Source organism: Spongiactinospora sp. TRM90649, assembly GCF_029382225.1.
Classification (GTDB): Bacteria; Actinomycetota; Actinomycetes; order Streptosporangiales; family Streptosporangiaceae; genus Spongiactinospora.
The window spans coordinates 483497-503480 of sequence record NZ_JARLTC010000002.1; the positions used below are offsets into that span (position 1 = coordinate 483497).

At 67.2% G+C, this 19984-nt stretch carries 22 protein-coding genes, 1 pseudogene and 1 riboswitch; of the genes and pseudogenes, 7 read left to right on the forward strand and 16 right to left on the reverse strand.

What is annotated here, in order from left to right; all coding sequences use genetic code 11:
- Window positions 1-83: 83 nt before the first annotated feature.
- The gene (locus tag P3X83_RS02265; RefSeq protein ID WP_277302776.1) at window positions 84-908 is read left to right on the forward strand and encodes a class II fructose-bisphosphate aldolase; all 825 of its coding nucleotides are present in this window, start codon (window positions 84-86) and stop codon (window positions 906-908) included.
- 57 nt (window positions 909-965) lie between these two features.
- Here the strand turns inward: P3X83_RS02265 and P3X83_RS02270 are convergent, their stop codons facing one another.
- The 5 genes from P3X83_RS02270 to P3X83_RS02290 all read right to left on the reverse strand — a co-directional run bounded on the left by P3X83_RS02270 (window position 966) and on the right by P3X83_RS02290 (window position 3363).
- Entirely contained in the window at window positions 966-1325 is a 360-nt protein-coding gene (locus P3X83_RS02270) for a peptidase inhibitor family I36 protein (RefSeq protein ID WP_277302777.1), read from the reverse strand.
- Between the two features lie 225 nt (window positions 1326-1550).
- Window positions 1551-1940, reverse strand: a complete 390-nt coding sequence (locus P3X83_RS02275; protein ID WP_277302778.1) for a hypothetical protein — start codon at window positions 1938-1940, stop codon at window positions 1551-1553.
- Between the two features lie 125 nt (window positions 1941-2065).
- Window positions 2066-2488 (reverse strand): hypothetical protein, encoded by a 423-nt coding sequence (locus tag P3X83_RS02280; RefSeq protein WP_277302779.1) that lies wholly within the window; start codon window positions 2486-2488, stop codon window positions 2066-2068.
- A gap of 73 nt (window positions 2489-2561) precedes the next feature.
- Window positions 2562-2789 carry a hypothetical protein gene (locus P3X83_RS02285; protein ID WP_277302780.1) on the reverse strand — a complete coding sequence of 76 codons (228 nt, stop codon included), beginning with the start codon at window positions 2787-2789 and terminating at the stop codon, window positions 2562-2564.
- A gap of 58 nt (window positions 2790-2847) precedes the next feature.
- Window positions 2848-3363: an ATP-binding protein gene (locus tag P3X83_RS02290; RefSeq protein ID WP_277302781.1), complete on the reverse strand. Its 516-nt coding sequence runs from the start codon at window positions 3361-3363 to the stop codon at window positions 2848-2850.
- A 157-nt stretch (window positions 3364-3520) separates the two neighbouring features.
- On the opposite strand from P3X83_RS02290, the gene P3X83_RS02295 reads away from it, so the two are divergent.
- Together P3X83_RS02295 and P3X83_RS02300 are read left to right on the forward strand one after the other, a co-directional pair.
- Window positions 3521-4339 (forward strand): helix-turn-helix transcriptional regulator, encoded by an 819-nt coding sequence (locus P3X83_RS02295; protein WP_277302782.1) that lies wholly within the window; start codon window positions 3521-3523, stop codon window positions 4337-4339.
- Entirely contained in the window at window positions 4336-4530 is a 195-nt protein-coding gene (locus P3X83_RS02300; RefSeq protein ID WP_277302783.1) for a DUF397 domain-containing protein, read from the forward strand. The genes P3X83_RS02295 and P3X83_RS02300 overlap by 4 nt, the downstream gene beginning before the upstream one ends.
- A gap of 289 nt (window positions 4531-4819) precedes the next feature.
- Here the strand turns inward: P3X83_RS02300 and thiC are convergent, their stop codons facing one another.
- Window positions 4820-6559 (reverse strand): phosphomethylpyrimidine synthase ThiC, encoded by a 1740-nt coding sequence (gene thiC, locus P3X83_RS02305; RefSeq protein WP_277302784.1) that lies wholly within the window; start codon window positions 6557-6559, stop codon window positions 4820-4822.
- A riboswitch (TPP riboswitch) is annotated at window positions 6557-6668 on the reverse strand. Its footprint overlaps the gene before it by 3 nt.
- A 114-nt stretch (window positions 6669-6782) precedes the next feature.
- On the opposite strand from thiC, the gene P3X83_RS02310 reads away from it, so the two are divergent.
- Window positions 6783-7508 (forward strand): response regulator transcription factor, encoded by a 726-nt coding sequence (locus P3X83_RS02310; protein ID WP_277302785.1) that lies wholly within the window; start codon window positions 6783-6785, stop codon window positions 7506-7508.
- Window positions 7400-7858 (forward strand): annotated as a pseudogene (locus tag P3X83_RS02315) (VanZ family protein); the annotation flags it as partial. The gene P3X83_RS02310 and the pseudogene P3X83_RS02315, both read left to right, overlap by 109 nt.
- Before the next feature lie 12 nt (window positions 7859-7870).
- Here P3X83_RS02315 and P3X83_RS02320 read toward each other — a convergent pair.
- Together P3X83_RS02320 and guaB are read right to left on the reverse strand one after the other, a co-directional pair.
- Complete coding sequence (locus P3X83_RS02320) at window positions 7871-8983, reverse strand: GuaB3 family IMP dehydrogenase-related protein (RefSeq protein ID WP_277302786.1); 1113 nt, start codon at window positions 8981-8983, stop codon at window positions 7871-7873.
- Between the two features lie 40 nt (window positions 8984-9023).
- Window positions 9024-10502 carry an IMP dehydrogenase gene (guaB, locus tag P3X83_RS02325; RefSeq protein WP_277302787.1) on the reverse strand — a complete coding sequence of 493 codons (1479 nt, stop codon included), beginning with the start codon at window positions 10500-10502 and terminating at the stop codon, window positions 9024-9026.
- Window positions 10503-11120: 618 nt separating this feature from the next.
- Here guaB and P3X83_RS02330 point away from each other — a divergent pair.
- Both P3X83_RS02330 and P3X83_RS02335 read left to right on the forward strand, forming a co-directional pair.
- Window positions 11121-12146, forward strand: coding sequence for a LuxR family transcriptional regulator (locus tag P3X83_RS02330; protein WP_277302788.1), 1026 nt, complete (start codon window positions 11121-11123; stop codon window positions 12144-12146).
- Between the two features lie 109 nt (window positions 12147-12255).
- The gene (locus P3X83_RS02335; RefSeq protein ID WP_277302789.1) at window positions 12256-12630 is read left to right on the forward strand and encodes a DUF5319 domain-containing protein; all 375 of its coding nucleotides are present in this window, start codon (window positions 12256-12258) and stop codon (window positions 12628-12630) included.
- Here the strand turns inward: P3X83_RS02335 and P3X83_RS02340 are convergent.
- The 8 genes from P3X83_RS02340 to P3X83_RS02375 all read right to left on the reverse strand — a co-directional run bounded on the left by P3X83_RS02340 (window position 12591) and on the right by P3X83_RS02375 (window position 19368).
- Window positions 12591-12800 carry a hypothetical protein gene (locus P3X83_RS02340; RefSeq protein ID WP_277302790.1) on the reverse strand — a complete coding sequence of 70 codons (210 nt, stop codon included), beginning with the start codon at window positions 12798-12800 and terminating at the stop codon, window positions 12591-12593. The two genes, P3X83_RS02335 and P3X83_RS02340, sit on opposite strands and share 40 nt — an antisense overlap.
- Window positions 12797-13423, reverse strand: coding sequence for a sigma-70 family RNA polymerase sigma factor (locus P3X83_RS02345; RefSeq protein ID WP_277302791.1), 627 nt, complete (start codon window positions 13421-13423; stop codon window positions 12797-12799). The genes P3X83_RS02340 and P3X83_RS02345 overlap by 4 nt, the downstream gene beginning before the upstream one ends.
- Window positions 13424-13880: 457 nt before the next feature.
- Window positions 13881-15503, reverse strand: coding sequence for a chaperonin GroEL (gene groL, locus P3X83_RS02350; RefSeq protein ID WP_277302792.1), 1623 nt, complete (start codon window positions 15501-15503; stop codon window positions 13881-13883).
- Window positions 15504-15626: 123 nt separating this feature from the next.
- Window positions 15627-15941, reverse strand: coding sequence for a co-chaperone GroES (gene groES / locus P3X83_RS02355; protein WP_093171720.1), 315 nt, complete (start codon window positions 15939-15941; stop codon window positions 15627-15629).
- 395 nt (window positions 15942-16336) lie between these two features.
- The gene (locus P3X83_RS02360; RefSeq protein ID WP_277302793.1) at window positions 16337-16579 is read right to left on the reverse strand and encodes a hypothetical protein; all 243 of its coding nucleotides are present in this window, start codon (window positions 16577-16579) and stop codon (window positions 16337-16339) included.
- 701 nt (window positions 16580-17280) lie between these two features.
- The gene (locus P3X83_RS02365) at window positions 17281-17529 is read right to left on the reverse strand and encodes a hypothetical protein (protein WP_277302794.1); all 249 of its coding nucleotides are present in this window, start codon (window positions 17527-17529) and stop codon (window positions 17281-17283) included.
- A gap of 672 nt (window positions 17530-18201) precedes the next feature.
- Window positions 18202-18450 (reverse strand): hypothetical protein, encoded by a 249-nt coding sequence (locus P3X83_RS02370; RefSeq protein ID WP_277302795.1) that lies wholly within the window; start codon window positions 18448-18450, stop codon window positions 18202-18204.
- A gap of 678 nt (window positions 18451-19128) precedes the next feature.
- Window positions 19129-19368: a hypothetical protein gene (locus tag P3X83_RS02375; RefSeq protein WP_277302796.1), complete on the reverse strand. Its 240-nt coding sequence runs from the start codon at window positions 19366-19368 to the stop codon at window positions 19129-19131.
- Between the last annotated feature and the right edge of the window lie 616 nt (window positions 19369-19984).

Below are 19984 nucleotides of genomic sequence, written 5' to 3' on the forward strand. Positions count from 1 at the left end.
CCTCAGCCCCGCCCCCATCAACGCCGCACCACCCCGGGCCCCGCACCCGTACGCGTGGCCCGCCCCTGGAACGGAGCAGCACGTTGCCCCTGGTAAGCACCGGTGAGATCGTCCGCGCAGCGTCGGGCGGGGTCGGCGCGTTCAATGTGATCCAGCTCGAACACGCCGAGGCCATCGTGGCCGGGGCCGAAGCCGCCGGAGCCCCGGTCGTGCTCCAGATCAGCGAGAACTGCGTCCGCTACCACGGGGCCCTGGCCCCGATCGCCCTCGCCTCCCTCGCCGTGGCGCGGGCCGCCGCCGTACCGGCCGCCGTCCACCTCGACCACGCCACCGACCGCGCGCTCGTCGAAGAGGCCGTCGCCCTCGGCATCGGCTCGGTGATGTTCGACGCCTCCGCGCTCCCCGACGACGAGAACGTGGCGCAGACCGCCTCGGTGGCCGCCTGGTGCCACGAGCGCGGCGTCTGGGTAGAGGCCGAACTCGGCGAGGTCGGCGGTAAAGACGGCGTCCACGCCCCCGGTGTCCGTACCGACCCCTCCGAGGCCGCCCGCTACGTCACCGCCACCGGCATCGACGCTCTAGCCGTCGCCGTCGGCACCTCCCACGCGATGACCACCAAGGACGCCGTCCTCGACCTCGCCCTGATCGCCCGCCTGCGAGAGGTCGTCCCGGTCCCACTCGTCCTGCACGGCTCCTCCGGCGTACCCGACGAGACCCTGCGCGAGGCCGTTCACCACGGCATGCAGAAGATCAACATCGCGACCCACCTGAACAAGGCCTTCACCACCGCGATCCGCCACCACCTGGACGCCCACCCCACGGTGGTCGACTCCCGCAAATACCTGGCCACAGGCCGCGACGCGGTCGCCCGCGAAGTCACTCACCTGCTGGAAATCCTGGGGAGCTGACTTGGGGAGCTGACCTCGCCGCCGGTCGGCGTCTCTCCTGCAAGCCCGGCCATCGAATCAGCACTGCCTCCATGAGCTGATCTGGTCGTTGAGGTAACCGATGCGGTCCAGCCACCCACCCGCAGCGATCTTAATCCGTACCCCACCATAGTTTTGGTCAATGTAGAAGCAGATGGATTTGTCGCTGCGGTTCCACAGGGAAGACGCCCTATCGTTCCCAGCACCGAGACTGGCCTTCTCGGTGCCTCCCTCCCACACCAGCCCGTTGCCTTCGAAGTGCTGGTACACACATACCCGGCCGGGGTCGCAGAAGTCCCAGGCGGCCACCTTCGCCTGCGCCGGCGCTGCAGTGACCAGTGCGGTGACCGCGCAGGCCGCCGCGATCGAACCTGCGAGCAAAGTCTTTCGCTTGTTCATCTTTCACCTTTGTTCGTTTCCGCTGTCACATGCCGGTAATGCGCGCATACCCGCTCGCGCCATACGGCCTCCTCGATGCGTGGACAGAGTCCACCCGGCGGATGACCAAAGACAAGTCCGCTTGCTATCCGTTTTCCGCCCGCCACCGCGAACGGCACCGCGATCCCGCCGGCGAACCGCCACCGGCTCTACGATCCAACGGCTCGGCTGACGGGAGTCACCAGGTCACTCACCTGCCGGGACTCCTGGCGAGCCGGCTTCGCCATCCGCCAAGCGGACGGTGACGGTGACACGGCCCGCTTCGTCACGTGTGGCGATCGCGTGCCCGGCCCGGTCGACGCCGTCCAACTCCAGGGATATCGGACCCCCCTCGCCCAGGAAGTTGCGCCACCACTTCTTGATGTCGGGGAACATGACGCGGATTCTCACGATGTCGCCCCTGCGCTGGAAGCCGACGGGCGTGCTGAAAGTGCCTCCGGAGCGGCGTCCCGTGTAGGTGATGATCGTGAGATACCTCCTGATCACCGCACCCCATCGAGGGGAGGAACGCAACGCCAGGACAAATGCGTTGAACCGCCCGACCGCCCGCTTCGGCAGCGAATCTTGGGATCGCATGGAACCTCCATCACGGCACGTGGTTACTACCGCCAACGTAACTCGCCTAACGGAGATCCCCGTCCACTCGCCTTCAAGTGAGAAGCATCAGGCCCGGGACATCGCACATACCGGCCACCCCGCCGCTATCTCGCGGGACATGGATAGTCGGGTACGTGAAAGTCCGGACAGTGGACGACTGCGAGCACGGCATACCGCTCGCCGTTCAGCCAATACCCCCGGCACACGCTATCGGCGTGACTCAGGTATTTGACCGCTTCCTCCAGCAGAGACGTTCGAGGGTCGGGCTCCAGACGTCCCGGATGGGCGATCGAAGGCGCCAGTTCATCGAACTGTTCGGCCAGCCAATCGGCGGCTTCCTCCACGGACGCCGTGGTTTTGCAGATCTGCCCCGGGGCCTTCAGCAAGTAGTCACACATCCGGAACGGTGGAAATGGTGAATTTTTCACCGCAAAGTCGGTCAGATCTATCGGCGTGCGCCGCATGCCGTCCTCCTTGTCGAGGATCACCCGCTGGCCGACCCAGCGATAGGCATGGAAGTGCTCCACCGCTCGCATTATGCCTCCGGCAGTGAGCGGCGCCCCTGCGGTCGAAGCAATGCGGGGACGCCGGATCTCGTGTTCAGATCTTTGTGGTGTCGATTCCCCAGGCCCGCAACTCGGACCCGAAGAATCTCAAGGGTGTGGTGTCGCTGTTCTTGGAGTCACCGATGAGGTAGGCGTCCGGCTCGCCGGGAATCCGTCCGATGATAAGGCACGCCTCACCTTCTCCGTCCTCGTTGTTGTTCCCACCGCACGGCGCGGTCATGGCGATACCCTCAATGGGAATTACGTAGAGGTCTGCGGACATGGACTACTCTTTTCCGGTTGGAGTGGTGTGGGTGACTTCGTATGACTCTGTTGGCTGATCACGGACATCTCCGATTGGCGCCGCCCGTCGGAGGAGAGCGAATGGTGGCGTAGACCACCTTGATCCACGGCAGGGCGGCGTCTTTCGGGTAGCGATATCCCCAGCTCGCCGCCAGGCCGTCCACAATGGCGAGGCCGCGGCCGTGCTCTGAATCGATGCCGGGCCTTCCGGGACGCGCGGGGGCGCGGGGGTCGGCGTCCCACACCTCGATGAGAAGGGCGTCCACGCCGGGCACCACCTCCAGGACGAGACGAATCAGCGACTCGTCTGCGAGTAGGGTGCTGACCTTCGGCATGACGACATGCATGCCGAGTGCCTGGACGGCGTTCGTAACCAACTCGCTCACGAGTAACCGGGCATCGTCCACGAATTGCTCGTCGCTGAAACCCCACCCGCGAAGAGTGGCCGCCGTGTACGCCCGCGCGAGCCATACGGCATTGGGAAGTGCCACGAGGGTCAGCGAATCGTGGCGAATAGCGGGGAAAGCAGAAAATGCACTGATCGGCGAGGCCATCAATTGGTGCCACCCTTGCGCATTGCCGGGGATCGTGGTTCATACTTTGCCGTAGCAGAGGCACGATCGGCCTGAATACCGCCTTACACAGGACGCCAGACGGCTCCAACGGTTGTAACCAGGTGTGACTTTCTGTGCGCAGCACGAGGAGGCCCCTATGGCCAGGAAAGCGAATAGCCCTACAAAGACCCAATTTGGCGAAGAGCTACGAAGGCATAGAGATGCCCGCGAATGGACACAACGGGCACTGGCCAGCCGCCTGGGCTGCTGTTACACCCTGGTCGGCGCCATCGAGCGCGGCACCAGGAATCCACAGCGCCGATTCGCCGAGAAGTGCGATGAGGCGTTTGGGCTGGATGACCATTTCGTCAAGCTATGGAAGAAGTTGAATACTTCGTTCTCAGGCCCACAGTGGTACGCACACTGGGCCGACGAGGTCGAGCCGAAGGCCCACACCTTGCGATCCTGGGACCTACTCCTGATTCCCGGACTGCTGCAAACCGAGGACTACGCACGAGCACTGTTCACGTGTGGGATCGCCGAAGAGGAAGCGGTCGAAGGCCATGTCCGCACGAGAATAGCCCGGCAGGTGGTGCTAGACCGGGAGAAGCCGCCCACCTTGTGGATACTGCTCGACGAGTGGTCACTACAGCGCCGCGTGGGCACTCCGAAACTTATGGTCGCGCAACTCGACCACCTGCTGACGCTTTCCGAGCGCTCCAGAGTGAACATCCAAGTAGTACCAGCCGATGCCGAGACCACCGCCGGCCTCGCCGGGAGCTTCGCCGTCGCCGAACTCACCGATCAGCGGATCATCGGCTACATAGATTCAGCAGCGTCAGCAGATGTGACATCAGACCCCGAGGTAATGTCCATCATTCTGCGTAGGTATGACAAGCTTAGGGCAGACGCGCTTCGCGCCGGAGAATCACAACAGGTGATCAAGAGGTGGCGAGACAAATGGAACTGCAAGTGAGCCTCGACACAGCGATCTGGCGAAAGAGCACCCGTTCCTCCGACAACGGAGGTAACTGCGTGGAAGTAGCCACCAACCTCCCCGACCGGATCGCCGTACGAGACAGCAAAGACCCCACCGGCCCCGTCCTCACCTTCACCCCCGCCGAATGGCAGGCCTTCCTCTACCGGATCCGCCACCCGGCTCTCTGAGACTCCGGGTCATTGCCCGGATGCGAAAGGTGACACCGATCTGTCCGTGCGGTCTCTACCGCCCCTGACTTCCCCCGGCGCACAGTAGGACCCCTTCCGGTGCGGGACATCTCGGGGCCAAAGAACCACACGAGGCGATTGGAGCATCCCCTCATGGCGCGTCCTCACTTCCACAACGCCCGCCGGCTCGTGCGCGCCATGGCACGGCGCGCCCAGGCGGTACGCGGCTTGTCCGGACGTCAGTGCGCGGCCGGGCCGCACCGACGTGGTGCGACCCGGCCTTGAGCCGTCAGGCGGGGTCGGTGGGGGAGACCGGGAGATAGATACGGCCGCCGGAGGCGTTGAACTCGGCGGCCTTCTCCCGCAGCCCCTCGGCCAGGGCCTGCTCGTCGTCCAGGCCGCGGCCCGCGGCGTACGCCCGTACATCCCGCGTGATCTTCATTGAGCAGAAGTGCGGGCCGCACATCGAGCAGAAGTGCGCGGTCTTCGCGGGCGCGGCCGGCAACGTCGCGTCGTGGAACGCCCGCGCGGTGTCCGGGTCCAGGGACAGGTTGAACTGGTCCTCCCAGCGGAAGTCGAACCGCGCGTCCGACAGCGCGTCGTCCCACGCCTGCGCGCCCGGATGCCCCTTGGCCAGGTCCGCGGCGTGCGCGGCGATCTTGTAGGCGATCACGCCCGCCTTGACGTCATCGCGGTCCGGAAGCCCCAGGTGCTCCTTGGGCGTGACGTAGCAGAGCATCGCGGTACCGTACCAGCCGATCATCGCCGCGCCGATCGCCGAGGTGATGTGGTCGTACCCCGGCGCGATGTCGGTGGTCAGCGGCCCGAGCGTGTAGAACGGCGCGTCGTCGCACCACTCCCGCTGCAGATCGACGTTCTCCTTGATCTTGTGCATCGGGATGTGCCCGGGGCCCTCGTTCATCACCTGGTTGTCATATTCGGCGGCGATCCGCGTGAGTTCGCCCTGGGTGCGCAGTTCGGCGAACTGGGCCTCGTCGTTCGCGTCGGAGATCGATCCGGGCCGCAACCCGTCGCCCAGCGACCAGGTCACGTCGTACGCGGCGAAGATCTCGCACAGCTCCCGGAAGTGGGTGTACAGGAAGTTCTCCTGGTGATGCGCCAGGCACCACGCCGCCATGATCGAACCACCACGCGACACGATCCCGGTACGGCGGCGGGCCGTCAGCGGCACGTACTCCAGCAGTACGCCCGCATGCACCGTCATGTAGTCCACGCCCTGCTCGGCTTGCTCGATCACCGTGTCTCGGAAGACCTCCCAGGTCAGCTCGGCCGGATCGCCGCCGACCTTCTCCACGGCCTGGTAGAGCGGCACCGTTCCGACCGGTACGGGGGAATTGCGCAGGATCCACTCGCGTGTGGGGTGAATGTCCCTGCCGGTCGAAAGGTCCATGACGGTGTCGGCACCCCAGCGGATCGCCCAGGTCATCTTGGCCACCTCGTCCTCGATCGAGGACGCCACCGCCGAGTTGCCGATGTTGGCGTTCACCTTCACCAGGAAGTTCCGGCCGATGATCATCGGTTCGAGTTCGGGATGGTTGACGTTGGCGGGCAGCACCGCCCGCCCCGCCGCCACCTCGGCCCGGACCACCTCGGGATCCACCCCCTCGCGGAGCGCCACGAATTCCATCTCGGCGGTGATCTCCCCGCGCCGCGCGTACGCCCGCTGTGTCACCGCACCCGGACCGCTCGCCCGTCGGGGCGAGCGCTCGGGGAACGCCGCCGCGTCGCGCAGCGGGTCGCCCGAATGACGCCCGTCGTCCTGGGGCCGTACGGCACGGCCGGTGTACGGGGTGGTGTCGCCGCGCTCGGCGATCCAGTCCGTACGCAGCGCGGGCAGGCCGCGCCGCACGTCGGCGTCGTGGTCCGGGTCGGTGTACGGCCCGGAGGTGTCGTAGAGCACGATGGCGCCGCCATCGCTGAGCGGCACCTCCCGCATCGGCACCCGCAGGTCCGGTCGCGTCCCGTGCAGGTACACCTTGCGGGCGCGTGTCATCGCAGTGTCGGTCATGAGGCCTCGATCTCTCCCTACGCCGGCATTACCCGGTCAGGTTCCAGCGGTCAGCGGCCGTCTCAGCCGCTATCTCAGCCCGGTTCGCCGGGCCCCCGCGATCTGTCCGCCCAACCTAACCCACATCCGTCGCATACGCACCAGTGCGGAACCTAGCCGCCAGGACGCCGAGTAGGACATGTTGCATATGTCGGCGATATCCCGGGGTGCCTAAACTGCAGGGATGCGCGTGCTGATCGTGGAGGACGAGCCCTATCTCGCCGAGGCCGTGCGTGACGGGCTCCGGCTGGAAGCGATCGCCGCCGACATCGCCGGGGACGGCGAGACCGCCCTGGAGTTGCTCAACGTCAACTCCTACGACCTCGCCGTCCTCGACCGCGACATCCCCGCCCCCTCCGGCGACGAGATCGCCCTGCGGATCGTCGCCTCCGGCAGCGGGATCCCGATCCTCATGCTCACCGCCGCCGACCGGATCGACGACAAGGCGTCCGGGTTCGAGCTCGGCGCCGACGACTACCTCACCAAGCCGTTCGACCTTCGGGAGCTGGTCATGCGGCTGCGGGCGCTCGACCGCAGGCGGGCACACGCCAGGCCGCCGGTCCGTGAGATCGCGGGGCTGCGGCTGGACCCCTTCCGGCGGGAGGTGTTCCGCGACGGACGCTACGTCGCGCTCACCCGCAAGCAGTTCGCCGTCCTGGAAGTGCTCGTCGCCGCCGAAGGCGGCGTGATCAGCGCGGAGGAGCTGCTGGAGCGGGCGTGGGACCAGAACGCCGATCCCTTCACCAACGCCGTCCGCATCACCGTCTCCGCCCTGCGCAAACGACTCGGCGAACCACGGAGGCGTGGCGGATGTCGCTGGCTGAGGTCGGCATCGTCTACGGGACGGTGCCGTGGGTGTGGATCATCATGCTGCCGGGCGGCCAGGCCGGGACCGTCCCCGGCCGGGTGAGCCTGGTGCCGCTGCGGGACCTGATCGAGATCCTCGCGGAGGGCCCGCTGCGCGCGACGGGCCAGATCGTCGGCAACCTGCTGGTCTTCGCGGCCCTCGGCCTCCTCGCCCCGCTGCGCTTCACGGCCCTGGCCTCGCTGCCGCGAATCCTGGCCCTCGCGGCGACCTGCTCGATCGCCGTCGAGACGGCGCAGTACGCGCTGCGCCTGGACCGCGTCTCCTCCGTGGACGACGTCCTGCTCAACACCGCCGGCGCCGTCCTCGCCGCCCTGGCCTCCCGCCACTGGTGGCGCGCGACGGCCAAAGCCTCGTCGGATCGACCTCGACCGGCACCCGTACCAGGGCGCTGAGCCGCCCCCCGCCTACTTGGGGGCGACGACCACCTCGACTCGCTGGAATTCCTTGATGTCGGAGAAGCCGGCGGTGGCCATGGTGCGGCGGAGGGCGCCCATCAGGTTCATGGAGCCGTCGGCGACGGTGGAGGGGCCGTGCAGGATCTGCTCCAGGGTGCCGACCGTGCCGAAGGTGACCCGCCGGCCGCGCGGGAGGTCGGGGTGGTGGGCCTCGGAGCCCCAGTGGTGGCCGCGGCCGGGGGCCTCGGCGGCGCGGGCGAGGGGGGAGCCGACCATCACGGCGTCGGCGCCGCAGGCGATCGCCTTGGCGATGTCGCCCGAGGTGCCCATGCTGCCGTCGGCGATGACGTGGACGTAACGGCCGCCGGACTCGTCCATGTAGTCGCGGCGGGCGGCGGCGACGTCGGAGATCGCGGTGGCCATCGGGACGGCCACGCCGAGCACCGTGCGGGTGGTGTGGCCCGCGCCGCCGCCGAAGCCGACCAGCACCCCGGCCGCGCCGGTGCGCATCAGGTGCAGCGCGGCGGTGTAGGTGGCGCAGCCACCGACGATCACCGGGACGTCGAGTTCGTAGATGAACTGCTTGAGGTTGAGCGGCTCGGCCTGGCCGGAGACGTGCTCGGCCGAGACGGTGGTGCCGCGGATGACGAAGATGTCGGCACCCGCGTCGATCACCGCCTTGTGGTGCTGGGCGGTGCGCTGCGGCGACAGCCGGGCGGCGGTGACGACGCCCGCGGCGCGGATCTCCTCGATCCGCCGGCCGATCAGCTCGTCGCTGATCGGGGCCGAGTAGATCTCCTGCAGCCGCCGGGTGGCCGCCTCGCCCTCCAGCTCGGCGACCTCGGCGAGCAGTGGCTCGGGGTCGTCGTAACGGGTCCAGAGCCCTTCGAGGTCGAGCACGGCGAGCCCGCCCAGGCGGCCGACCTCGATCGCGATCTTCGGCGACACGACGCTGTCCATCGGGCTGACCACGACCGGCAGCTCGAACCGGTAGGCGTCGATCTGCCAGGCGATCGACACCTCTTCCGGGTCGCGCGTACGGCGGGACGGCACGATGCCGATCTCGTCGAGCGCGTAGCCGCGCCTGCCGCTCTTGCCCCGGCCGATCTCCACCTGAGTCATGCTGTGCTTCTTCTCTTCCTGGTCTCGCGGCCCGGACCGACTAGCGGCCGTGGTAGTTCGGCGCCTCGACGGTCATCTGGATGTCGTGGGGGTGGCTCTCGGTAAGCCCCGCCGAGGTGATGGGCATGAGCTGCCCCTTCTCGTGCATCTCGGGCACCGTGCGGCAGCCGGTGTACCACATCGCCTGGCGCAGCCCGCCGACGAGCTGGTGGGCCACCGCGCCGATCGGGCCCCGGTAGGGGACCTGGCCCTCGATGCCCTCGGGGATCAGCTTGTCCTCGCTGCTGACGTCGCTCTGCGAGTAGCGGTCCTTGCTGTAGGAGCCACCGCGCTCGCGGTTGCGCATCGCGCCCAGGGAGCCCATGCCCCGGTAGGTCTTGAACTGCTTGCCGTTGATGAAGATCAGATCGCCGGGCGACTCCTCACAGCCGGCCAGCAGGCTGCCCAGCATGACGGTGTCGGCCCCGGCCGCGAGGGCCTTGGCGATGTCGCCGCTGTACTGCAGCCCGCCGTCGCCGATCACCGGGATCCCGGCGGGGTGGGCGGCCAGCGACGCCTCGTGGATGGCGGTCACCTGGGGGGCTCCCACGCCCGCGACCACGCGGGTGGTGCAGATGGAGCCCGGCCCGACGCCGACCTTGACGGCGTCGGCCCCCGCGTCGACGAGCGCCTGCGCGCCCGCGCGGGTGGCGACGTTGCCGCCGATCACATCGGCCTTGCTGTTGGACTTGATCTTGGCGAGCATGTCGCACACGCCACGGGAGTGGCCGTGCGCGGTGTCCACGATGATCACGTCGGCGCCCGCCTCGACCAGCGCCATCGCCCGCTTCTCGGCGTCGCCGGCCACGCCCACCGCGCCGCCGACGACCAGCCGTCCGTTGGCGTCCTTGGTGGCCAGGGGGTACTGCTCGCTCTTGGTGAAGTCCTTGACGGTGATCAGGCCGCGCAGCCGCCCGCCGGAGTCGACCAGCGGCAGTTTCTCCACCTTGTGCGAGCGCAGCAGCCGGAACGCCTCGTCGCTGGAAACCCCGACGGGGGCGGTCACCAGCGGCATGGGGGTCATCACGTCGCGTACGGGGCGGCTCTGGTCGGTCTCGAAGCGCATGTCACGGTTGGTCACGATGCCGACCAGCACGCCTGTGGGATCGGTCACCGGGACGCCGGAGATGCGGTAGCGGGCGCACAGCCGTTCGACGTCGGCCAGGGTGTCGTCGGGGGCGCAGGTGACCGGGTTGGTGACCATGCCGGCCTCGGACCGCTTGACCAGGTCGACCTGCTGGGCCTGCTCCTCGATGGACAGGTTCCGGTGCAGGATGCCGATGCCGCCCTGACGGGCCATCGCCACGGCCATGCGGGCCTCGGTCACGGTGTCCATCGCCGCCGAGACCAGGGGAATGCGCAGCACCAGGTTTCTGGAGAGCCTGGTGGAGGTGTCGGCGTCGCCTGGCTGCAGATCGGAATATGCCGGAACGAGCAGGACGTCGTCGAACGTCAGCCCGGTCTCGGTGAACTTGGCCATGCTGAAACCCCTCTGCCGCGTGCCCTTCGTGGAGAAGCTCTCGGTTGTGCAAAAGCCCTTGTGGAGTGCTACCAGATCAGTTTAATGGGCGCCGCGAGCGCTGACATGCGGCCCCGGCGTCCGGGCGGAGGTTCGCGCGCCCCGGAGCGCGGGCCGGAGCGCGGGCCGGAGCGCGGGCCGCTCGCGTGGACCCGAGGTCGGACGACGATCCCCACGAACCGCCGTCCGGCCACGGGCCCACGAGGGCGAACACCACCGACGGCCGGAACGGGGCCGGACGACGACCGGTCCCGGTCCGGCGGCCCGTGGGCGCGTGGCCGGAGACGAGAAGACGGGGAATCGGACGGGTCGGTGATCCGGCCGATCCCCCGGCCACCGGCACCGGCCGGTCCGGAGGTCCGCCGCCGAATCCCCCTCCGTCTCCGGCTAGCGGGCCGCCGTTCGCGGGCGATGCCGACGCTGAGTCAAGAGTGCGTCACGCGGTGTGGAGGTGGCAACGTGACAACGTGCAATTGCACAAAGTTGCATTCTGGTCCTGGAAGTAAGCGCAAGCCCGGGACTTGGCCCGGTGGCCGGGTTATCCTCACGGCACGTCGTGTCCCCCCAGGAGCCCCGCCGATGCGCAACGACTCCCGAACGCTACCGGACCCGCTCGGAAGCCTCGGACTCACCCCGGCCCAGACCACGCTGTACACCGCGGTCCTGCGGCTGCACCGTGCCTCGCTGGCCGAGCTGGCCGAGGCGATGAACCATCCGGAGGAGCCGCTGGGCGAGCAGCTCGCCGCGCTGGTACGCCTGGGCGTGGTCGACCGGCAGTCGGGCGAGTACTTCGCCCGGCATCCGGCGGCGGCGCTCGGACGCCTGATCGCCGAACGGCTCGACCGGCTGGCCGCCGAGAGCCGGCAGATCGACTCCGCGCTGGGCTCGATCAGCGACCTCGCGCGCGACTACGACGCCGGGCAGGACCACCAGCGCGGGCCGTTCCCGGTGGAGCTGGTCAACGGCGCGGAAGAGCTGTTCGAGAGCATGGTGGGGATGGCGGTGGACGCGCCACCGCTGCAGGTGTGCAGCGCGATCCCGGACCACCGCACCATGGCGGACTTCGCGCATAAATACGCCGACACCTGGATCGACGCCCAGCGGCACGGCCGTCTCTCCCTGCGGACGATCATCCCGGCCAGTTCGCTGAGCGTCCCCGGTCTGGCCGCCAAACTGCGCGCGCTCGACGAGAACGGGGCCACCACCCGCGCCCTCGACAAGGTGCCGAGCTGGTTCCTGACCGCCGGGAACGACACGGCGGGCCTGCCCGCCGTGTGGGGCGGCAACCTGCCGGAACACGCCTACAAGTTCTACTTCGTGCGCGCGCCGATCGTGGTCGGCGTGATGCGCGAGCTGTTCGACGAACTGTGGGCGCGGGCGGAGCCGATGCCCTGGGCCGCCAGACCCGCCGACGGCGTGGTGCGCGTGCTGCGCCTGGCGGCACAAGGATTGTGCGACGAGTCGATCGCCCGGCATTTGGGGGTTTCGGTACGCACGGTGCGGGCACGTTTCGCCGACGCGATGGCCGAACTGGGCGCACGATCCCGCTTCCACGCGGGGGTGCGCGCGGCCAGGCGAGGGTGGTTGGAGGAGGTCGGGCACTGAGGGTGAAGAATGACGGCAAACACTGTCTCATCAGGCGCGTCAGTCACCGAGCCAGGCGGGGACCCAGACTATAGGCTCTTTCCCCATAGTCATTGACAAGGTGGGATGCGTGGAAGATCTCCCCCGCGACCCGTTCGCGGACGATCCGGAAGATCCGGCCGGAGCCTTTGGCGGGCTCACGGAGAGCGAACCGCTCACCCCGGCCGAACGCGACGAGGCGATCACCGACCTCGCCGACGTCGAGGTGTTCCGCTCGCTGCTGGAGCCACAGGGCGTGCTGGGCTTGGTGCTCGACTGCCCGGAATGCGGTGAGCAGCACTACTTCGACTGGGACCTGCTCCGCGGCAACCTGCGACAGATGATCGACAACGGTCGCCCGCAGGTACACGAACCCGCCTTCCAGCCCGATCCGACCGACTACGTGAGCTGGGAATACGCCAGAGGTTACGTGGACGGCGTGATCGACACGGAGGAGCGGCGCTGATCGACGTCCTCGATCAGCGCGCGTAGCAGGCGGACCGCCGGGTCTCCCGTGTCGGGAAGCGCTTCCCTGCGGGCCAGTGCCCGGCAGAGGGCGTCGTCGGAGACGACGCCCGACTCCTCGCCGCCGGGCCTGAGCGAGCGGGCCTGACAGAAGGGGTCGACAGCTTTCAAGCTATCGACTCCAGCTCGGCCATCGCGCGCAGTCGCGCCAGCGCCCTATGCTGGGCGACCCGAACCGCACCTGGTGACATGCCGAGTACATTACCGGTCTCTTCCGCGGACAGGCCCGAAACCACCCGAAGGATGATGAGCTCCCGCTGGTTGTCCGGCAGCTTGGACAGCAGCCGCCGGGCGTGCTCCGCCTCGATGTAGCGGACCACGGTCTCTTCCGGCCCTGGCCCGTCGTCCGGGCCGTCCGGGAGGTCCTGCGTCGGGACGGCCGAGCGCACCGAACTGCGCAGGGCGTCAGCCACCTTGTGCGACGCGATCCCGAAGACGAAGGACGCGAACGGCCGTCCCATGTCCCGGTAGCGCGGCAGCGCCGACAGCACCGCTATGCACACTTCTTGAGCCACGTCGTCGGCAATGTGATACTGACCGGCGACCCGGCCGAGTCGTGCGCGGCAATAACGCACCACCATCGGGCGTAGACGCCCGAGCAAAGATTCGATCGCACTGCGATCCCCCTGAACGGCCAGGCTCGTCAGTTCCCTGAGGTCGGACTCATCCGATCTCGTCGCAAGCCTTACCCCACCTATGGCGTCGGCGACGCTTCCCTCGGTCACGTTAGGCATGATGCCCGTACTGATCGGGCCTGTCCTCATGGCGAACGGCTACGGATTGGTCACATTGAGGGGACGGCGACCGGCCGTAATCGAATGGCGACAGTGCGGATTAATAGACGCGAAATATTTCATAGCATTAGCCAATATGCCGCCTATTGGGGGGTGTCTTCGCCGACGCTTTAGCCCCGAGACAGGTTTACCACGAAACAGATCTCTATCCGCCACACTTCCGTCTCAGAGATCACATGGACGCGAAAGTCGTGCCGCCGGAGGGCCGTCGGAGGGCTGCGGAGGGCCGTCGGCGCACCGCCGGGGGACCATACCCACGGGCCGTACCCCGACACGCGAACGGCCCGCGGCCCCGTCGTGAGACGGGGACGCGGGCCGTGGCACCGACGGTTCCTGGGCGGCCCGTTGGACGCGCCTGGACGCGCTCTGGACGGGCCTGGACAGGCCGTAGCGGGGCTCAGTGGCCGTGGCCGTGCCCGTGACCCTGGCCGGCGGCGCCCGGGGCCTCCTCCTCGGGCTTGTCCACGACGAGCGCCTCGGTCGTCAGCAGCATGCCGGCGATGGAAGCGGCGTTCTGGACGGCCGAGCGGGTGACCTTCACCGGGTCGTTGACGCCCTGGGCGATCAGGTCGCCGTACTCGCCGGTAGCGGCGTTGTAGCCGTGACCGGCGGGCAGGTCGGAGACCTTGGAGGTCACGACATAGCCCTCCTGACCGGCGTTCTCGGCGATCCAGCGGGCGGGCTCGACGAGGGCCCTGCGGACGATGGCGACGCCCGTGGCCTCGTCACCGGTCAGGCCGAGGTCGCCGAGGTCCTTGCCGACGTGGATGAGGGCCGAGCCACCGCCGGAGACGATGCCCTCCTCGATGGCGGCGCGGGTCGCGGAGATCGCGTCCTCCAGGCGGTGCTTCTTCTCCTTCAGCTCCACCTCGGTGGCCGCGCCCACGCGCAGCACGCACACGCCACCGGCCAGCTTCGCGAGACGCTCCTGGAGCTTCTCGCGGTCCCAGTCGGAGTCGCTCTGCTCGATGCCCAGCTTGATCTCGCGGATGCGGTCCTCGATGGCCGAGGCCTCGCCCGCGCCGTCCACGATGGTGGCGGTGTCCTTGGTGACCACGATGCGGCGGGCCGTGCCGAGGACGTCGAGACCGACGTGCTCCAGCTTCAGGCCGACCTCCTCGGAGACCACCTGGCCACCGGTCAGGATGGCCATGTCCTGCAGCATCGCCTTGCGGCGGTCGCCGAAGCCCGGGGCCTTGACCGCGACCGAGGTGAAGGTGCCGCGGATCTTGTTGGTCACCAGAACGGCGAGGGCCTCGCCCTCGACGTCCTCGGCCACCACGAACAGCGCCCGCTTGGTCTGGGCGACCTTCTCCAGGATCGGCAGGAAGTCGGCCACGGAGGCGATCTTGCCCTGGGTGAGCAGGACGTAGGCGTCCTCCAGGACGGCCTCCATCCGGTCCTGGTCGGTCACCATGTAGTGCGACAGGTAGCCCTTGTCGAACTGGAGGCCCTCGGTGAACTCCAGCTCCAGGCCCATGGCGTTGGACTCTTCGACGGTGATGACACCGTCCTTGCCCACCTTGTCGAACGCCTCGGCGATCAGGTCGCCGATCTTGGCGTCCTGGGCGGAGATCGTCGCGACGTCGGCGATCTCCTTCTTGTCCTCGACCGGGCGGGCCGACTCGAGCAGCTTCTCGCTGATCGCGCGGGCCGCCGCGTCGATGCCGCGCTTGAGCGACATCGGCTGGGCGCCGGCGGCGACGTTGCGCAGGCCCTCACGGACCATCGCCTGGGCCAGCACGGTCGCGGTGGTGGTGCCGTCGCCCGCGATGTCGTTGGTCTTGGTGGCGACCTCCTTGGCGAGCTGCGCGCCAAGGTTCTCGTACGGCTTGTCCAGCTCTACTTCGCGAGCGATGGTCACACCGTCGTTGGTGATCGTCGGCGCACCGAACTTCTTGTCGATGACGACGTTGCGGCCACGGGGGCCAAGGGTCACCTTGACCGCGTCGGCGAGGGCGTTCACGCCACGCTCAAGAGCGCGCCGCGCGTCCTCCTCGAACTCCAGGATCTTCGGCATTGAGAGTCCTCTCTGACGGAGCCCTCAGCGGCTCCGGGGGTACAGCGGGAGACGCATCGAAGCCCCGGGCTGACGTGCTGCCCGGGGCTTGGATACGTCATGTGAGTAAGGCCCCGTGGGCGCTTACTTCTCGATGATGGCGAGCACGTCGCGGGCGGAGAGCACCAGGTACTCCTCGCCGCTGTACTTCACCTCGGTACCGCCGTACTTGCTGTAGAGGACGATGTCGCCCTCCTTGACGTCGAGCGGAATCCGCTTCTCGCCGTCCTCATCCCAGTTGCCGGGGCCCACCGCGAGGACCTTGCCCTCCTGCGGCTTCTCCTTGGCGGTGTCCGGGATGACCAGGCCAGAGGCGGTGGTCTGCTCGGCCTCAAGCGGCTGAACCACAATGCGGTCGCCGAGCGGCTTAACGGGAACCTTGGTGGCGGTCGTCACGATCGGACCTCCCCTTCAGATTTCGATGATCAGAAGAGGCGACCAGCGGCCTGCCGTCGCGGGTGTCAGACCTGCCTCGTCGCTTGTCATTGGCACTCTCATAGGCAGAGTGCCAACACGAAACAGTATGCAAGGGGGCGCGAGTCGTCAACACGAACCGCCCGCAGGTCAGACCCTGTCCTGTCCGCTCGCAGAGGAATGTGCGCCTGGACGGCACGGACGACTACGCTCCACGCCACACGTGTGGCCACCATCCACCCTACGCGCACGAGCCACACCCACCGGACCCGCACTGGCCTCCCGGCCCGCCCTGGCCTCGCGCACGAAGGAGCCGGCGCCTTCGAGGCGCCGGCTCCTTCATGTGGTCGATCAGGTTTCCTCTGATCACGGATACCAGGTTAGTTCTGGTACGCCCGGACGCTGCAGTCCACGGGCTTCTGAGAGTTGATGGTAACCGGAGAGAGCGGAATCAGCGGGATGGTGATGTCGCCGATGGCACTGTTGCCACAAACGATTACGTTGCCCGACTGCTGAGCGACGTTGTTTTCGTCGGGCCCGACGGTGGCGTGGGCCGGAGCGGCAAGCCCCACTCCGGCGAAAGCCGCCAGCACCGCGCCACTAAATGCGAGCTTCTTGAGCATCTAAATCTCCCGAACTTCCCGATCGATCTCGGTATGAGGATCCAGCTCGTACCACCTGAAGGTCCGAGCCGGTAGCCAGTAGACCGATCCGGGACACGAACAGCAAGCCAATTGCACCATAACCGCCGTAAAGAAAAGGCAAATCACCATCCTGGCGAGACGAAACAGTGCCGAATTCACGGGCCCACGCATGCTTTGGGGGGAGCAATAGGAGAATTGGCTACATGCGATGCTTGGTGGATTGTGTCCAGATCTGCCCAGCTAGATACCGTGATCGTGGGATGAGGATGGCTGCTCACCTATTTATGGGCGGCCCCTGTCCGTAATGCACCCAGAGGCTGTGGCCGTATGCCAGGGACGCCGACTCCCTGTCCTGAACCTGACACGGCCGGCGCGGCCACATCCGGACCGGCGATGAGGCGCGGCATGGACTATCCGGAATCCCCGGAGGCCGTCCGCCGTCCTGCCGGGAAGATCAATGAAGATCAATAAGGATCGGGCGGTGCGTGGAGCAGAAGGGGGTCGGTACATGGAAAAGGGGGAGACCCCGGTCAGGAGGTCTCCCACCGGTGTCTCCCCCGGAGCCTTCGCACGGAAGGCGGATCCGGTGCCGAAGACCGGTCGATCAAGGCCCCTGGCCCGAGGTCCGCGTTTGCGTCCGCGTCCAGTCACCTTTCGCGAACGACCTCAAGCAACGAGGTTCAGTTCTGGTAGACGCGAATGCTGCAGTCCACCGGGTCCTTCTTGGAAACGGTGACCGGTGCCAGGGTCAGCAGGCCGATGAAGATGTCGCCGATGGTGCTGTTGCCACACACGACCACATTGCCGGACTGGGTGCTGGTATTGAGGTCCTGGTCCTGCGGCCAAGGCGTGGCGGCCATCGCCGGTGCGCCGATTCCCGCGACCGCGAAAGCCGCCAGAGTCCCGCCGATTGCGAGCTTCTTGAGCATTTGAATTCTCCTGATCGATCTTGCATGAGGTTCCGGCACCCAGAAATGGGTACGGGACCGATAGCAAGTAGACCTGCGGCAGACCCGAACAGCAAGCCAATAGCATCGTTATTGCCGTAAAGAAACGGCAATCAACCAGAAATGCACCTTCTCCCCTCATCCCCACGTATGCCGCACACTCTGACAAATCGGTCCTTGCACGCACAAAAAAGGGGCACCGCGGCGTGAGCAGCGGTGCCCGCACAACCGAACCCACTTCGAACTCCGGTCGCCCGGCAGGCAGGCCGTCCTGGAAAGAGGACGTTCCTCCGGATGCCGTGGCCTCCTCCGTCGGACCGCCATCCGCCGGACAGCCATATCCGGCGGATCTCCGCGTGCTCCGCGGACGCACGCCGTCGGGCGCGGTCCGCCCAGAGCCCGCGCGTCGAGAAGGGCCTGCTCTCGACCGCGCGGCGGCAATGGCCGTCTTCCTCCGAGCCCTCGCCCTCGGCAGGGGGAGAAGATCGACGATGGTGCGTTGCCATGCATTGCCATCGTCTCCCACCATCCCCGGGCGATGGCCGCAAGGAGGCGGACGGCCGGCTGAAGGCCCTCGCCACGAAGTTCCCTACCGGCCTCCGCTCGGGCCACCGGTCATGAAGGGGAACTGAAGGTCAACTGAGGGTCAACGTCTCAGCTCTGGTTGACCCGGACGCCACAGTCGATCGACTTGCGGTCGGCAAGGGTCACCGGGGTCAGGTTGAGAAGGGTCACGGCCACGTCGCCGATCGCCGTGTTGCCACAGGTGATCGTGTTGCCGTTCTGCTGCGAGGCGTTGTTCTCGCCGCCGGGCCACGGCGTGGCCGCCTGGGCCGGCGTAGCGAGAGCCATGCCGGCAAATGCGGCGATCATGGTCCCGCTGAGTGCGAGCTTCTTGAGCATCTAGATCTCCCGATCGATCTCGGAATGAGAATTCAGCTCGTACCACCTGAAGGCCGAGCCGCTAGCCAGTAAATCGACGCTCGACAAGAACGGCAAGCCAATCAGCACTCAAACGACCTCAAAAGAATATCAAAGCCCGGCCATGCGCCTCCCAGATAATCACGGCTCTATGCGTGCCGAGGTTAACGCGAAGCGGGTGACGGCTTGACCCAGCCGTACCCGACGACAAACTCTCATACCAGAACCGGCCAGGCCGAGACCTGCCAGAACGCAGAAAGAGAGCGGGTGCCACGGCTTTCCCCGTGGCACCCGCAAACCCAACTTTATCCTCGCGTAGCCGATGCGTCCCCCATACGGGATTTCATGGCATCGGAGGTGTATCCCCTCGAAGGTCCGCAGCCCACGATCACGCGGCGGATCCCCGACGTTCTCAACGCGCCGAGCGTGAACAATCAGACCAGGTCTGGCGATATACGGATCCGCTGCTGAGCAAACCCTTTTCGCGCCAACCGGCCCTCGGCCGTCCGCCACATCCGGCGGTCGTGGGCCCACACGCGGGAGAGCGCCCGACCGGAAATGACGGACTGGCCATAAAGGCCAAATTGAAAGGTTTCGCCTACGGACCGCGAGCAACTCGATGCGCTGCCACCGACTCCGTGAGGTACGTCAGAAGCACCCTTAGTTCTGGTTGGTCCGGATGCTGCAGTCCGTCGCCTCGTTGTTGGAGAACGTGACCGGGGCGAGGTTCAGAATGGGAACACTGATGTCGCCGATGGTGCGGTTACCGCAGACGATCGTGTTACCGCTCTGGGTGGCAACGTCATTGTCGTACTCATCACTGGCGTACGCCGGAGCGGCGAGGCTCAGGGCAGCGAAGCCCGCGACCACGGCACCGCTGACGATGAACTTCTTGAGCATGTCAATCTCCTGTTGGATCTGTCTGACGACTCCGGCCCGTCCCCTTCGAGCGGAGCCACTAATCAGTAGACCTGAGACATTGCACTAAAAGCAAGAGAATAGCGGTAAAGAAAGCCTAAGCCTCATCGGTATACCCGTAAGACAATAAATAGGACATTCTGGATGCCCTTACCATCACAAATTGGACCTCATATCAGCAAACCTCTCATGGGCACAAACATTTCCGCCCCGTGCCCCCATGCCACCGCAAGCCGTCCACCCCGCTCGCAGGGCCTCCCGAGCCGATCGAGGGCATGGCCCGGCAGAGGGCGGGTGGGGCATGCGGCGGTTCCAGTATCAGCGCCTGCCCCGGCGGGCGGGCCTGGGGCGGTGCCGCCTCTGACGGCCGGGATCGAGCGCACGTCCTCGACCCGCTGAGGCGGACGCCGACCGCCCCCAGCGGGGTCGGCGACGCCGCGTCTCCGTACGCGGCGCATAGCGCGGCCGGGCGTTGGCGGAGGCCGGCCGAGCCGGCGAAGCGGGGACCTGAACGGGCCATCAGCGGTGACTCCGAACCGGCCACGTGTAGGGCTTCTACTGGCCACGGACAGCCGGTGTCATCAGCGGGCCTTCTCCA